Origin of the sequence: Lederbergia galactosidilytica, assembly GCF_017873565.1 — a bacterium.
Classification (GTDB): domain Bacteria; phylum Bacillota; class Bacilli; order Bacillales; family Bacillaceae_C; genus Lederbergia; species Lederbergia galactosidilytica.
In genome coordinates this window covers 70,992-85,539 of record NZ_JAGGKH010000011.1, presented here as the reverse complement: position 1 = coordinate 85,539, position 14,548 = coordinate 70,992, and the positions used below count along the sequence as shown (strand labels likewise).

14 protein-coding genes are annotated in these 14,548 nt (G+C 37.0%); 8 read left to right on the top strand and 6 right to left on the bottom strand.

Translation table 11 applies throughout. The annotated features are described in order from the left end of the window. Positions 1 to 79: 79 nt before the first annotated feature. Positions 80 to 697 (top strand): TetR/AcrR family transcriptional regulator, encoded by a 618-nt coding sequence (locus tag J2Z23_RS12845; RefSeq protein WP_057982257.1) that lies wholly within the window; start codon positions 80 to 82, stop codon positions 695 to 697. Between the two features lie 377 nt (positions 698 to 1,074). Here the strand turns inward: J2Z23_RS12845 and J2Z23_RS12840 are convergent, their stop codons facing one another. The 4 genes from J2Z23_RS12840 to J2Z23_RS12825 all read right to left on the bottom strand — a co-directional run bounded on the left by J2Z23_RS12840 (position 1,075) and on the right by J2Z23_RS12825 (position 4,868). Beyond that, positions 1,075 to 1,872: a ClpXP adapter SpxH family protein gene (locus J2Z23_RS12840; RefSeq protein ID WP_057982407.1), complete on the bottom strand. Its 798-nt coding sequence runs from the start codon at positions 1,870 to 1,872 to the stop codon at positions 1,075 to 1,077. Between the two features lie 38 nt (positions 1,873 to 1,910). After that, complete coding sequence (locus J2Z23_RS12835) at positions 1,911 to 2,318, bottom strand: globin domain-containing protein (RefSeq protein ID WP_057982259.1); 408 nt, start codon at positions 2,316 to 2,318, stop codon at positions 1,911 to 1,913. Between the two features lie 1,291 nt (positions 2,319 to 3,609). After that, positions 3,610 to 4,272 (bottom strand): lytic transglycosylase domain-containing protein, encoded by a 663-nt coding sequence (locus tag J2Z23_RS12830; protein WP_057982262.1) that lies wholly within the window; start codon positions 4,270 to 4,272, stop codon positions 3,610 to 3,612. Continuing rightward, the gene (locus J2Z23_RS12825) at positions 4,269 to 4,868 is read right to left on the bottom strand and encodes a CYTH domain-containing protein (RefSeq protein ID WP_209974158.1); all 600 of its coding nucleotides are present in this window, start codon (positions 4,866 to 4,868) and stop codon (positions 4,269 to 4,271) included. Before J2Z23_RS12825 ends, J2Z23_RS12830 begins: the two co-directional genes overlap by 4 nt. A gap of 450 nt (positions 4,869 to 5,318) precedes the next feature. Here J2Z23_RS12825 and yjbM point away from each other — a divergent pair, with 450 nt between their 5' ends. Genes yjbM through J2Z23_RS12810 form a run of 3 tightly spaced genes read left to right on the top strand, consistent with a single transcriptional unit; the run spans position 5,319 to position 7,695 of the window. Next, positions 5,319 to 5,972, top strand: a complete 654-nt coding sequence (gene yjbM, locus J2Z23_RS12820) for a GTP diphosphokinase (RefSeq protein ID WP_128738667.1) — start codon at positions 5,319 to 5,321, stop codon at positions 5,970 to 5,972. An 18-nt stretch (positions 5,973 to 5,990) separates the two neighbouring features. Further along, positions 5,991 to 6,791 (top strand): NAD kinase, encoded by an 801-nt coding sequence (locus tag J2Z23_RS12815; protein ID WP_057982268.1) that lies wholly within the window; start codon positions 5,991 to 5,993, stop codon positions 6,789 to 6,791. Beyond that, entirely contained in the window at positions 6,763 to 7,695 is a 933-nt protein-coding gene (locus J2Z23_RS12810) for an RluA family pseudouridine synthase (protein ID WP_318249073.1), read from the top strand. The genes J2Z23_RS12815 and J2Z23_RS12810 overlap by 29 nt, the downstream gene beginning before the upstream one ends. Before the next feature lie 175 nt (positions 7,696 to 7,870). On the opposite strand, the gene prpE is transcribed toward J2Z23_RS12810, so the two are convergent. After that, positions 7,871 to 8,608: a bis(5'-nucleosyl)-tetraphosphatase PrpE gene (gene prpE / locus J2Z23_RS12805; protein WP_209974156.1), complete on the bottom strand. Its 738-nt coding sequence runs from the start codon at positions 8,606 to 8,608 to the stop codon at positions 7,871 to 7,873. A 209-nt stretch (positions 8,609 to 8,817) separates the two neighbouring features. On the opposite strand from prpE, the gene mgtE reads away from it, so the two are divergent. The 4 genes from mgtE to J2Z23_RS12785 all read left to right on the top strand — a co-directional run bounded on the left by mgtE (position 8,818) and on the right by J2Z23_RS12785 (position 13,978). Continuing rightward, complete coding sequence (gene mgtE / locus J2Z23_RS12800; protein WP_057982271.1) at positions 8,818 to 10,188, top strand: magnesium transporter; 1,371 nt, start codon at positions 8,818 to 8,820, stop codon at positions 10,186 to 10,188. Positions 10,189 to 10,378: 190 nt separating this feature from the next. Further along, positions 10,379 to 12,220 carry a monovalent cation:proton antiporter family protein gene (locus tag J2Z23_RS12795; protein ID WP_057982273.1) on the top strand — a complete coding sequence of 614 codons (1,842 nt, stop codon included), beginning with the start codon at positions 10,379 to 10,381 and terminating at the stop codon, positions 12,218 to 12,220. A 270-nt stretch (positions 12,221 to 12,490) separates the two neighbouring features. Then, entirely contained in the window at positions 12,491 to 13,273 is a 783-nt protein-coding gene (gene fabI, locus J2Z23_RS12790) for an enoyl-ACP reductase FabI (protein ID WP_209974154.1), read from the top strand. A gap of 174 nt (positions 13,274 to 13,447) precedes the next feature. Next, positions 13,448 to 13,978 (top strand): CotO family spore coat protein, encoded by a 531-nt coding sequence (locus J2Z23_RS12785; RefSeq protein WP_057982278.1) that lies wholly within the window; start codon positions 13,448 to 13,450, stop codon positions 13,976 to 13,978. A gap of 34 nt (positions 13,979 to 14,012) precedes the next feature. Here J2Z23_RS12785 and J2Z23_RS12780 read toward each other — a convergent pair whose 3' ends face one another. Beyond that, positions 14,013 to 14,531 carry a CotY/CotZ family spore coat protein gene (locus J2Z23_RS12780; RefSeq protein ID WP_082881439.1) on the bottom strand — a complete coding sequence of 173 codons (519 nt, stop codon included), beginning with the start codon at positions 14,529 to 14,531 and terminating at the stop codon, positions 14,013 to 14,015. Between the last annotated feature and the right edge of the window lie 17 nt (positions 14,532 to 14,548).

Here is a 14,548-nt window from a genome sequence, read left to right as displayed (position 1 = left end):
AGTTGGTGGAAGTTTTTGTGTATAATAAAATGAGATCTATCAGATTATCAACAAGTCTGATGCAAGGGAGAGGAGTAAATTGTCCCAAAAACGCGCGTTAGGTAGACCGCCGACAAATTTATTAAAACAGCCAACAATAGAAAAGATCCAGGATCAAGCTCAAATTTTATTTTTAAATTACTCTTATCAAGAAGTTTCAATGGATGATGTAGCAAAGGCGACAAATGTAACAAAAGCAACTGTTTATTATTATTTTCCTAGTAAATCAAATTTGTATGCGAAAACGATGATCCGGATGTTAGAGCGGATTGGGGAACAAGTAAAAGATACATTGCAAAAAGAGCAATCATTCTATAAAAATTTATACGAGGTTGCGCATGGGTTTTTAACGGCAACCCTTCATCTTGATATAGATGCTTTAACACGGGGCACTGAAACAGTCCTAGAGAAAAATGATTGGCAAGAGATGAATCGTGCTATAGAGGAACTTTATACTGTTTTGGAAGTAGGATTTCAAAGTGCAATGGATAAAGGACAGTTACCTTCTGCATTTTCAAGCAAATTTAGCTCAAGAATATTTTTCTCTCTATTACAGATAGGAAATAATCAAAATATTATCGGAGAGGAAGGGGAGGATGACGTAGTACAAATTACAGAAGACATCATCCGTTTTTTCCAAAAAGGAATTTCTCAATAGAAGAACTAATGAAAACCGCGAAATCTATTCTTTCCATTCACAAGCGAGACTAGGGTGAATAACCCTATAAAAAGGAGTGGAGAAGTGATATAAATCGAAATCAATCGTAATAATGCTAAGATGTGAAGGAAGAAACAGACGGCGATAAAAACGATAATTATAACGAGGCTCATCGTACGCATCGTTTTTTTCTCCTTTCAAGTGTTTCAGTCTACATATATATCTATATATATGTAGACTATTTTTCTTCATGTTTAAAAAGATTGTGGATGAAAAAATGAACTGCCCTATAAATGTTAGACATTTCAGTCTACTTTTATAGGGCAGTTTATGAAAAAATCATGAGCGCGTTTTGTTTTAAATAGCGTCAGTAAAAATTATAAATTATTATATTTGTATCGCCAATAAGAGCCATGTAGTGAGCAGATTTTCTGTACTTTCTGCTGGATTTGCAATTTCTTCATTTGTCTTTCTATCTTATGAGGCGGTAAATCAAAAATCAATGCTAAATCTTGTGTAGCATTTACTGGATTTAGAGAGAGAAAAACTTCTAACGGGGGCTTCTCCGCAGGTTTAGGATAACCTTGAAGCATCTCAGTTAGTATCTGCACATATATATCATAAGAATATAAACCAGTAATTTTAATGCCTTCATCTTCAATATTTTCATTAAAAAAAACCATGGACGGCATTTCATCTACTTCCATTTCAGTTGAAATCTTCAAATCACATTGGAAAGCTTTGGCAGCTGTTTCGGAATAAACATCCTGTAAAAATTCATCAAGATCAAGGCCGATAGATTTTGCACATTGTTGAATCACATTTATATCCGAAATATCTTTATCCTCAATAAATAAAAATTCTTGGAGTTTTTGAATAAAACGAATTCCTGCTTTTTTTCCCTGTAATTCCGCTGCTTTAATACTTATAGCTGCAAGATGTGGGGGTTGCGGTGACGTCTTGTTTTTCAATCTTTTGAACCGGCCCTGCTCTCGCTTCCATCTATTCTGACAAGAAAAAACTCGATCTTTATTTTGATTTAAGGAAGAAAGTTTTCCAGACAAAACATATTTAATAGAAAAATACTCGCCATATTCTATTTGCAATTTCTTTAGAATTGGAGAAAGTGACCAGCATTCTGAGCAAAAAGGATCTACAAAGAAATAAATTTCCATTGGTCTTTTATTTAAAAGATACTTAATCTGTCGTGTTGTCAAAGCACTTCACCTTGCATAACGTTAGGTGAATGAGTATTCACCATATTTTTTGCTGTCAAAGCTAAACGCGTATAGAAAAGCTCTCGAAGGCCTGGTTCAATATCGACTTCATCCATAGCTTCACTCATGCATGCCAACCATGCTTTCGCACGACTAGGTGTAATTTCATGTGGTAAATGGCGTGCACGTAACATCGGGTGACCATGTTCTTCAGTATATAGCTTGGGACCACCTAAAAATTGTGTTAAAAATTGCTTTTGTTTTCTGGCAACTTCTGTTAAGTCATCAGGAAAAATGGGGGTGAGTTCGGGATGTTTTCCGACACGTAGATAAAATTGTTCTACAAGCTTATGAAGCTTCTTTTCCCCAATAGCATCATACGGTGTCATCTTCATCTCAACCATATGATTCGCTCCTTTATTTAAAATGGTATATTTATTTTAGCAATGACCTAATCAGAACTCAAATAAATTGAACTATTTTAAGAAAAGCGGAAGCGCCTGTTCAGCGACGTACAAATTTAAAGGCTTCTGACGAGATAAAGGAAACACGGCGAAGGATGAGCCGATGTTGACTTATCGTAGGAAGAAGCCGTAAATTTGCTAGTCGCTAGGCGCTGTAGCTGGACAAAGAAAAGCGGAAGCGCCTGTTCAGCGACGTACAAATTTAAAGGCTTCTGACGAGATAAAGGAAACACGGCGAAGGATGAGCCGATGTTGACTTATCGTAGGAAGAAGCCGTAAATTTGCTAGTCGCTAGGCGCTGTAGCTGGACAAAGAAAAGCGGAAGCGCCTGTTCAGCGACGTACAAATTTAAAGGCTTCTGACGAGATAAAGGAAACACGGCGAAGGATGAGCCGATGTTGACTTATCGTAGGAAGAAGCCGTAAATTTGCTAGTCGCTAGGCGCTGCAGCTGGACAAAGAAAAGCGGAAGGCGGTTGCTTAGGGGCGACAAGCAAATGTTCTGGAATCCTGGAAGGGTGTTCTTTCCCTTCCGGAATTCCAGGTTATTTGACCTCGAGCCCCTAACGCCTGTAGCTAGACAAAGAAAAGCGGAAGGCGGTTGCTTAGGGGCGACAAGCAAATGTTCTGGAATCCTGGAAGGGTGTTCTTTCCCTTCCGGAATTCCAGGTTATTTGACCTCGAGCCCCTACCGCCTATAGCTAGACAGAGAAAAGCGGAAGGCGGTTGCTTAGGGGCGACAAGCAAATGTTCTGGAATCCTGGAAGGGTGTTCTTTCCCTTCCGGAATTCCAGGTTATTTGACCTCGAGCCCCTACCGCCTATAGCTAGACAGAGAAAAGCGGAAGGCGGTTGCTTAGGGACGACAAGCAAATGTTCTGGAATCTGGAAGGATGTTCTTCCCTTCCAGAATTACAGAATAATTTGACCTCGAGCCCCTACCGCCTATAGCTAGACAGAGAAAAGCGGAAGGCGGTTGCTTAGGGGCGACAAGCAAATGTTCTGGAATCTGGAAGGATGTTCTTCCCTTCCAGAATTACAGGTAATTTGATCTTGAGCCCCTACCACCTGTAGCTAGACAGAGAAGGGTGAATCGTTATTGACTTATAAAGAAGGTATCGAAAGTTTGCCAGTCGCTGAGGCTTGGCGATTCCACACTGAAATAATTTTCCCGAACAACCAAAGAACTCCACCCTAATTGGCTAAGTATAAGCAAATTAGGGTGGAGCTTGTTTAACTGTAATAGGTATTTGTAATTTTTTTAACATAGTTTTGTGTTTCTTTAAATGGAGGAATCCCCCCATATTTATCTACATTCCCAGGACCAGCATTATAAGCGGCGAGTGCTAAAGGTAAATCTCCATTATATTTATCTAGCATTTGTCGTAAATACTTGCTGCCACCCATCACATTTTCAAGAGGGTCTTGTATATTTTGTACACCTAATCCTCTTGCAGTTGCCGGCATTAGTTGCATAAGGCCAGTTGCACCAGCAGAACTAACTGCACTGGCATTGAAGTTAGATTCATGTTTAATGACAGATTTAATTAATTTAGTAGGCAAATTGAATTTATCTGCCGCTTGTTGGATAATCGCTTCTAAACTAGAATCTGCTTTAGTATTAGTTTTCGCTTGACTTACTTTTTGTACAATAGATTTGGCCACTGTGCTCGGGAGAAAATTTGTTTCGAGTTGGCTCATAGCCCCTAGTGTATTTAGAGCTTCAGCATTTTTAAAACTTCCATTTGTGGTATTTAAAAGGGTTTGCTCAAGAACTTTGGAAAAATCCAAACTTGTATCTCGGCTAGGAGAACTCGAACTTGAACGAGTCATTCCTTGTAATAATTGTAGTTCAATTAAAGTTTTCATTTCACCTAATGTATTCAGATTAATCATTCCTTATTGGATTGTTTCATAATGTCTAGCTTTGCATGATATAATCTCCCAACTTTAGTATCGGTTGGTCGTGGGCTAATGTTAAGTCGATTAAGTAAATTTGTAAAAATAGATTTTCCTAATTCCCAATCAGTAACTTCATATTCAAGTTCATAATCTTCAATACCAAGATAATGACTATGATCGAAGACCAATTTTCCACCTTTATACTCCAGCTCTGCACGATCGGTTGTTAAGCTCCCAAAGTATACCAAATCTTGCACAGGGACTCCCAACTTAATTAGTGTGTTATTTACCTCTCCGATAGGGAGAATATTATTAGTTAATAAAAAATCTACCTCTTTATGATCGATGATTTGATTTGTTTCGATAACACCGTCTGTAGACTTCCTTTTTAATGTAAGTTCATAATAGCCCGGAAGTTCTCTAATCCTTAGAGCAGCAGATTTTTCTTTTAATGTAAAGTATTGAGTATCAAAATAGTGATTTTTTTGAGTAACAAAATCTTGAATACTAATATGAAAAGTATTTAAAAGAAGATTGAATTCGTCTTTTGTAATAATATTTTTAAATTCCCTTTCAATTTCCCCACTCATGTTTGACATCCTTTCCATCTAAGACAAAACTTTCTTATTCTATTATTCTTTATTTACCGTCAGCTTTCAATATTATTCACTACAAAATGTAATTCGTATTTTTTTCTAGCTTAGAACATATACCGGGACAAAAATTATTATGTAAAACTTGTTTATGCTAAAATAAAGATGGCTTCTTAATTCTGCCTTACTTACATAGGATGATGAATGTTGTAACAGAAGCAAATTTAAACAATATATTTGTTTTTCATTTAAGGTATGTTCAAAAAACTGATAAAAATGACGCAATGTAATAGACGGTCTTCAACTCAGTATATCCACCCTGTTGTATTTGTCCACCTTAAGCTTCGGCGTACGTGGTATATGTATAAGTGGCGCTTTTTAGTGCTTGAGTTAACTGGCTCATTTTATTCTCGCTTTTGAACATGTATTTTAAGAGGTGGTAGCATGATAAAACAGTGGGAACTTTTTCTAGCTCCTTATAAACAAGCAGTTGATGAATTAAAAATAAAATTAAAAGGGATGCGAGCCCAATTTGAACGGCAGCAAGATCATTCTCCAATTGAATTTGTAACGGGGAGAGTCAAGCCGATTGCAAGTATTCTCGATAAAGCTGATCAGAAAAATATTCCGCTGGATAAATTAGCGGAAGAAATGCAAGATATCGCTGGATTAAGAATGATGTGTCAATTTGTTGATGATATTGAACAAGTTGTGGAATTATTAAGAAAGAGGAATGATTTTAAGGTTGTTGAGGAAAGGAATTATATTTCTCATAAAAAACCAAGTGGTTACCGATCTTATCATGTTGTGATTGAATATCCTGTGCAAACAATTAAAGGTGAGCAAAAGATTTTAGCTGAAATTCAAATACGAACATTAGCAATGAATTTTTGGGCTACGATTGAACACTCTCTGAATTATAAATATAAAGGTGAATTTCCTGAAGAAATTAATATGAGGTTACAACGTGCAGCTGAAGCTGCTTTCCGACTTGATGAGGAAATGTCGCAAATTAAGGAAGAAATTCAAGAAGCACAGGTTTATTTTTCAATAAATAAGGAAGCTACAAAGAAGATGAAGAAAAATAATGATAATGATTAAATTAGGAGGTTGAGAGGATTGAAATTTGCCATTACATCCAAAGGAAATCCGGCTTCTAATGCTTTGACACAGAAGGTAAGGACTTATTTACAGGATTTTGAAATGATATATGATGAAAGCAATCCTGATATTGTCATTTCCATTGGCGGAGATGGTACTTTACTATATGCATTTCATCGATATAGTTCTCGATTAGATAAAACAGCTTTTGTTGGAGTACATACTGGACATTTAGGTTTCTATGCGGATTGGGTTCCAAGCGAGATTGAAAAATTAGTGATTGCGATCGCAAAAACTCCTTATCAAGTTGTGGAATATCCATTATTAGAGGTCGTAATTCGTTATCGGAATGGCGGAAAAGAAATGCGTTACCTAGCCTTAAATGAATCCACTGTAAAAGGATTAGTGGGAACTTTAGTAATGGATGTAGAAATACGTGGAGATCACTTTGAAAGATTCCGTGGAGATGGACTTTGTGTATCTACTCCATCTGGGAGCACAGCCTATAATAAGGCTTTGGGAGGGGCGATTATCCATCCATCTTTACCTTCTATTCAATTGGCAGAGATGGCTTCCATTAATAACAGAGTATTTCGAACGGTTGGTTCTCCACTTATCTTGCCAGAGCATCATACACTAGTCTTAAAACCAGTCAATTCATTTGATTTCCATGTAACTTTGGATCATTTAACAGTGATGCATCGTGATGTGAAATCCATCCAATTTAAGGTAGCGAAAGAAAAAGTCCGCTTTGCAAGATTTCGTCCATTTCCTTTTTGGAAAAGGGTTCATGATTCATTTATTTCGGATGGTCGATAAAATTATGAAGCAACATGAATTAAGTTGGAAAATTACAGCTCAATACAAAAATCAAGAAATTAAGGCTTTTTTACAAGAACAAGGGATCTCGAGAAGAGCTTTGTCGGCCATTAAATTTACAGGTGGCTTTATACGTGTGAATGGAATAGAGCAAAATGTTCGTTATCGTTTGCAGGAATATGATGACTTAGAACTGTTGTTTCCTCCAGAGCAAGAAAATGAACAATTGGTTAAAGAGCCAATCCCTTTAATGATTATGTATGAGGATGAGGACCTGTTCATTGTGAACAAACCTACAGGGATGAATACGATCCCGTCAAGGCAGCATCCGACAGGGAGTTTAGCCAACGCAATTGCTTATTATTATGAACAAATAAAGCTAGCTTCCACTGTACATATCGTGACACGCTTGGATCGAGATACATCAGGTTTAGTGCTGATTGCTAAGCATCGACATGCCCATCATTTATTAAGTCAGATGCAAAAAAAAGGTGAGATAGAGCGTTTTTACGAGGCGTTTGCTGGAGGAATGATGGAAAAGGACATTGGAAGGATTGATGAGCCAATTGGTCGTAAGTTGGATAGTATTATTGAACGGGAAGTAAGAAGTGATGGTCAGAAAGCTGTGACACGATATAAAGTCATTCAAACGACTTCCTCTTTTTCATATGTCAAATTAAAGCTTGAAACGGGTAGGACCCATCAAATTAGAGTGCATTTAGCGTATATTGGTCATCCTTTACTTGGGGATGATTTATATGGTGGGAAACGCACTTTAATCAATCGCCAAGCACTCCATTGTCAGCAAATTAAACTAACCCATCCCATTACCCAAGAAAATCTGTCAATTCAGGCTGAACTACCCGAAGATATGCAAGAGCTTTTAAATAGAGAATCATTATAAAGCTATAATGAAGGAGCTAATGGAATAACCATATCGCTATTGGAAAAAGCTGTTCACTGTAGGGGCATATTCCATTAGCGGTTTTGATACTAGTGAATTAAAGTTTCTTATCTGATTCCCCATCTAATAAGCCTTTTAAAGGTTTTGTGGGGGATTTTTATTTAAAATTTTGATGTTAAGGAAAGATTGTGAATTTTCCTTCAATATAAGGCAATGAAGAAGGAACAGATACTAATTCCATTTCGGGGTAGCGCAAAGCTGTTAAATATCCACCGAAAACAGCTCCCGTATCAATATTAATTGTGTTCCCAATTTTGCGCGGTTGCTTTACTGGAGTATGTCCATAAATAATAAAAGCCTTACCCTTATAATGTTTGGCCCAATCTCTTCGCACAGGTCTTCCATCTGGGAGTGTCTCTCCGGTCACATCCCCATATAAAACAAATGATTTGACACTTTTATTTTGTTTTCCGATATAATCCTCTCTGATTCCGGCATGTGCCATGATTAATTGTCCATCATCTAAAATATGGTAAAGTGGGGAGTTATCATAAAGCTCCATAAATACCCTTTTAATATGATTAAATTTTTTATCGGACAGTTTTTCAAGTTCAGCTACCGTTGTTTCTAAACCATGTTTAATTTGCACATTTCTCCCAAGAAAATAGCGATACAACTTATTGCAATGGTTACCAGGTACATAATAAGCACCATGGTTTTTCCAAAGTGCCCATGTTTGTTCAATCATCTTAATTGAATCGGTACCTCGATCTGTTATATCACCAATAAAGCCTAAGATTCGCTTTTCAGGATGTATAGGAAAATTGCTTTCCCATGAATAGCCAAGTTTTTGGGTAAGTTCCTTAAACTCTTGAAAACAGCCGTGAATATCGCCAATTATATCTATTTTCATCCTATCCACTTCCATTTCATCGGCACTAATTTAGCTCTTTCCATTATTTTAACATACCCAAGCTTTGGATTTTTTAGCATGATATCAAGGTTTAATCGAACTGTATTGATTAAGTGAAAAATAAATATAGAAAAAAAGACATTTAATGACGACAAACCGATCAAGATTTGTTAGGATAATGGGGACCAATTTGGAAGGAGAGGGTCGTCATGGAAATAAACGATACACAAGAAAATATTAATGAAGAGTTACTGATCCAAACGGCGAATGAAGGCAACCTTGATTCCTTTCGAGAAGAATTTTTAGATCTTCACCCATATGATCAGGCCCAATTCTTTTTCAAAATTGATAAAGAGATTCGATTAAAAATGTATTATTACTTATCCCCAAAGGAAGTAGCAGATTTTTTTGAAATGCTGGAGATAGAGGATGAGGAGTACAAAGACATACTTGCGGAAATGGAGCCAAAATATGCTGCAGAAATGCTTGCCAATATGTATGCCGATAATGCTGTTGACCTTTTAAATAAATTAGGAAAAGATCAGACAGCCAGCTATCTTACGATTATGGATAAAGATGCTGCCCAAGAAATTAAAGGGTTGCTCCACTACGAGGAATATACAGCGGGAAGTATCATGACTACTGAGTATGTAGCCATATCGCAGAATCAAACGGTCCGATCAGCTATGTATATTTTAAAGAAGCAAGCTCCAACCGCGGAAACTATTTATTATGTTTATGTGATTGATGAAGATTTACGTTTAGCTGGTGTTTTGTCATTACGTGATTTAATTATCACAGATGATGATACGATGATTTCTGACATTATGTCTGATCGGGTCGTTTCAATCTCAGTGGGAGATGACCAAGAAGAAGCCGCTCGACAAATGCGGGATTATGATTTATTAGCCTTACCAGTTGTTGATTTTCAAAATCATTTATTAGGGATCATCACAGTCGATGATATTATTGACGTTATTGATGAAGAGGCCTCTGATGATTATTCTAAGCTCGCAGGTATATCTGATCTCGATAAAATGGATAAAAGTCCATTTACTGCTGCTAAGAAGCGTTTACCATGGCTGATTATCCTTCTTTTCTTAGGTATGTTTACTGCAAGCTTAATTGGGCGTTTTGAAGATACGTTAAGTCAAGTTCCCATTGTCGCAGTGTTTATCCCATTAATTGCGGGGATGGCAGGAAATGCTGGAACACAATCTCTGGCAGTTGCTGTTCGTGGTCTTGCTACTGGGGAAATGGATGAATCTGGAAAGTTTAAAATTATTTTGAAAGAAGCAGGGACCGGCATAGTAACCGGGGCAATTTGCGGTATTTTAGTTTCCTTGGTTATTTTTATTTGGAAGCATGATCTTATTTTAGGATTATTAGTTGGCTTTTCGATTTTTGCTTCTCTTTTAGTGGCAACGATAGGCGGGTCGCTGGTCCCTCTTTTTATGCACAAGTTAAAAATTGATCCAGCTGTCGCATCAGGTCCTTTTATTACAACAATGAATGATATCACATCCATATTGATTTATTTTGGATTAGCGACAATGCTTATGAGTTATCTTATTCAATAAAGACGGTGTTCTAAAGCCAGTGAAATGATATAGCAGTTGAGGATCTTCTGTTTAGTTGTCCATTCAGTCCAAGCTAAGCCAGCTTAAGAAGAATGCTCTCCGAACGATCCCAATGTTAGGCCCAAGTTGAACACGTACTTTGGAAAGATGATTACCTCTTAATTCGTATTTTAAGATGGGGGAATTTTTTATGGACGAATCATTACTTTCACTGGTTATTGTACTGATTTTTGCTTTTTTAACACCAATTGTTCTTGATCGTTTTCGAATTTCATTTATGCCTGTAGTCATTGCGGAAATTATTATGGGATTAATTATTGGAAAAAGTGGTTTTGACTTAATACGTGGAGGATCATGGTTAGACATCCTTTCCACACTAGGCTTTATTTTTCTAATGTTTCTTAGTGGATTAGAGATAGACTTTTCTGCATTTAGATCATCTAATAAGAAAATTAAATTAGCTAACGGGAAAACCGAGCCAAATCGTTTAGGGATTTCAATTCTCATATTTTCTGCAATATTTATATTATCAGTAGGCTTATCTTATTTGTTTGTTTGGATGGGGTTAATTGATAATATTGTATTAATGACTGTAATTATTTCCACTATCTCTTTAGGGGTAGTTGTACCTACTCTAAAAGAGGCCAATATCATGAAAACAGGAATTGGCCAAATTATTCTTTTAATCGCTGTTATTGCTGATCTCGTTACAATGATTCTACTAGCTGTATTTGTTTCTATCTCCGGAGATAGTCAAGGAAATATGTGGTTAATATTGATCCTTTTTGTTGCAGGTATTCTGTTATATTTTGTCGGAAGACGTTTCAAAAATCGCCCTATTATCGAAAGACTTTCGACAGGAACAGTACAAATTGGTACCCGTGCAATTTTTACATTAATCATTGTATTGGTCGCTTTATCGGAGACTTTAGGAGCGGAAAATATTTTAGGAGCTTTTTTGGCGGGAACGCTCGTATCGTTGTTGAATCCTAAACCTGAAATGGTTCGTCAATTGGATTCCTTCGGATATGGCTTTTTGATCCCTATATTCTTTGTGATGGTTGGGGTAGACCTTGACCTCTGGTCCTTGCTAAGTAATAAAAAATTACTTTTATTGATTCCTTTGCTCTTAATTGCTTTATTAATTTCTAAGATCATTCCTGTATTCATATTAAAGAAATGGTATGATACAAAAACAGTATTAGCGTCGGCTTTTTTACTTACTTCCACATTATCTGTGGTTATTGCTGCTGCAAAAATAGCGGAGAGAATGGAAGTCATTACACCAGAAATGAGTGGAACATTTATTTTGGTTGCAGTTATTTCGTGTATTGTCACACCTATTTTCTTCAAAAAGTGGTTTCCGAAAGAAAATGGCTTTGAACCGAAGCAAAAAGTTACATTTATTGGGGCAAACCAAATTACTCTTCCCGTATCGAAACAATTGGATAAGGAACTATTTGAAGCGGCTGTTTTTCATAAAAAGATGGAGAAACCAGATTCTCATATTTCAGATACAGTTTTTAATATTACCGAGCTTCCCAATTATAATGAGGCTGAATTAGAGAATGCGGGTGTGTTTGAAACAGATATCTTGTTTATTTCTACAGGTGATGAAGAACTTAATGCTACACTAGCTATCCATGCTAAAGAACTAGGAATTGAGAGAGTGATTGCTCGAATTGAAAGTCCGGATTTGACGGCTCCATTAAAAGAACATGAAGTCGAAGTATTTTCAACATTGCTATCAACTAAAGCCTTTGTCACAGCGCTAATTGAATCACCTAATATTGCCGATATCTTTACGAATCAAGAAACAGCCCTTTATGAAATCGAAATGCGTAATCCAAACTATCACAATATGAAACTACGTGAATTTCCTTTTGTTGGTGACTTAATTGTAGTCCGGATCTTTAGAGACAATGAATCTTTAGTGCCACATGGTGATTCAAGATTGAAAATAGAAGACCGTCTTATTGTGACAGGAACAAGAGAATTTGTAGATGACCTAATGCGCGAAATTCAATTTTAACATGAAAAGCGTAAGCGCCTGTTCAGCGACGTACAAATTTAGATCATAAAGGTGAACGGCTAAGTGCGCCACTTCCACACCTAAAAATTTATAAATACTAACAATGAAAAGCACAAAGGAAATTGATTTTCTTTTGTGCTTTTTCTTTACAACCCTAAAACTACTCGTGTATGATAGGGTTAGTACTAGGTACTAGTAACACATGATAGTTAAGAAAGATGATTAATAATTATAAAGTACTTTTGAAAAAGATTAATGGAGGGGTTGGATATGAACTTATCTGTTCAGGGAAAAACTTTTGTCGTTATGGGTGTGGCAAATAAACGTAGTATTGCATGGGGAATCGCACGTTCACTACACAGTGCAGGAGCTAACTTAGTGTTTACATATGCAGGAGAGAGATTGGAGAAAAACGTTCGTGACTTAGCAGATTCTTTGGAGGGAAGTGAATCGCTAGTCCTCCCTTGTGATATTACAAATGATGAGGAGATCCGCGAATGTTTTGGTAAAATCAAAGAAGTAGTGGGACCAATTCACGGAATTGCTCATGCGATTGCTTTTGCGAATAAAGATGAGCTTGATGGGGATTATTTAAATGTCACAAGAGATGGATTTCTTTTAGCCCATAATATTAGTTCTTACTCATTAACTGCAGTGGCAAAAGTTGTTCAAGAACTAAATATGATGCCTGAAGGTGGAAGTATGGTTACAATGACATATTTAGGAGGAGAACGTGTTGTCCCTAATTATAATGTAATGGGGGTAGCCAAAGCTTCACTTGATGCAAGTGTGCGCTATTTAGCGAAAGATTTAGGGCAATATGGGATTCGTGTGAATTCAATTTCAGCTGGACCAATCCGAACACTCTCTGCAAAAGGGATTAGTGATTTTAACAGCGTGTTAAAAGATATCGAAGAAAAGGCACCACTGAAAAGAACAACTACTCCTGAAGAGGTAGGAGATACTGCATTATTCCTATTTAGTGATCTCTCCCGAGGGATTACCGGGGAAAATCTTCATGTCGATTCCGGCTTCCATATTGTAGCTTTATAAAATTATTATGTTTGCTGCCACAGTTTGTGGCAGCTTTTTTGTGTGGAATAGAAAAGATGATAAATAGGTGTAGACCCCTAGAATTTTCCTACCGATATTTTTTATGTAAAGGTCACCTTGCCCAATTTGTTGCATACATATAAAACGAAGTACGAAATATGGAGGTGTACCTTAATGGAAGAGAAAGAGAAACGAAAAGGGAAGAGCCCTTTGCTATATATCCATCAACCAGATTTTGTAAGACCAGAATTCTCGATGCAATATTCCTTTTCTTCTAGTCCAAATACAACAACTTCACCTGAAAATAAATCAACACCAACACCAAGGAAGCTAAAGAATAGCGTTCCTTTTCAAGTGCAAGCAAATTCCAAGGAACACGAATCCCTTATAGAGAACGAATATCAAGCGGAAAAGCCTAAGTCAGCAGTAGATTATTTTCGAAACCAGACTAACTCAAGCAAAAAAAACTGGAACCTCACACCTGTTAAAGCTTTTAAGGAAATGTCAATTTCTGAAAAGTTGCAATACTTATTACAAGTCCCTCGGAGCCAGCCCCCATTTCCATGTGAATTTATTAAAGAAGATGAGAGAATTCGCGGCATATTGGAGAGTAAAAAAGGGGATAACATTCAGGTAAAAACGTTTAATGGAGATGTTCTTACAATCGCCATTGAGGATTTACAGGCGATTCGGATTATTTTTTAACAAAGGGGAGGGTGTGAACCCTCCGCCTTCAAAATTAGTCACAAAGTTGTAAGTCAACGTCTGCGATACATTGAACCGCACAGAAGCAATGGAGATCAACGGTGATACAGCTGCTGCTTTTTCCCCATTTGCGTACTGCACAAAGGGCTTCGTAATTAATGTCTCCATGATGGGTTATTTTTACTGGATCCCCTTCTTTATTTAAAGGAACTAGTACGCGCAATGTGGCACAACAGTTATCAAAGATTTCTTCAACTCGGAAATAAACGGATACACAGTTGCCTCCGCGGCCTTTAAATAGTGCTTTAAATAATTCCCCGTTTTTATTTGTAAGGGTAAATACTCTCGTATCTACATGGGAACGAACTGGAGAGCCGCCTAGTGGCTCGATAAAACAATTCGTTGGGCAAGTTGGGCATTCTTCTTCTTCCACAGCCATTTCTTGAATATCTTTAATAGCGCGAACGACTTGACAAACACAACCTGAACTACATCCACCACCACAGTGATTTGTCTCAATTGATTCAACTGATTCCATTTCTTCGTAACTCATGGATTAAATTCCTCCTT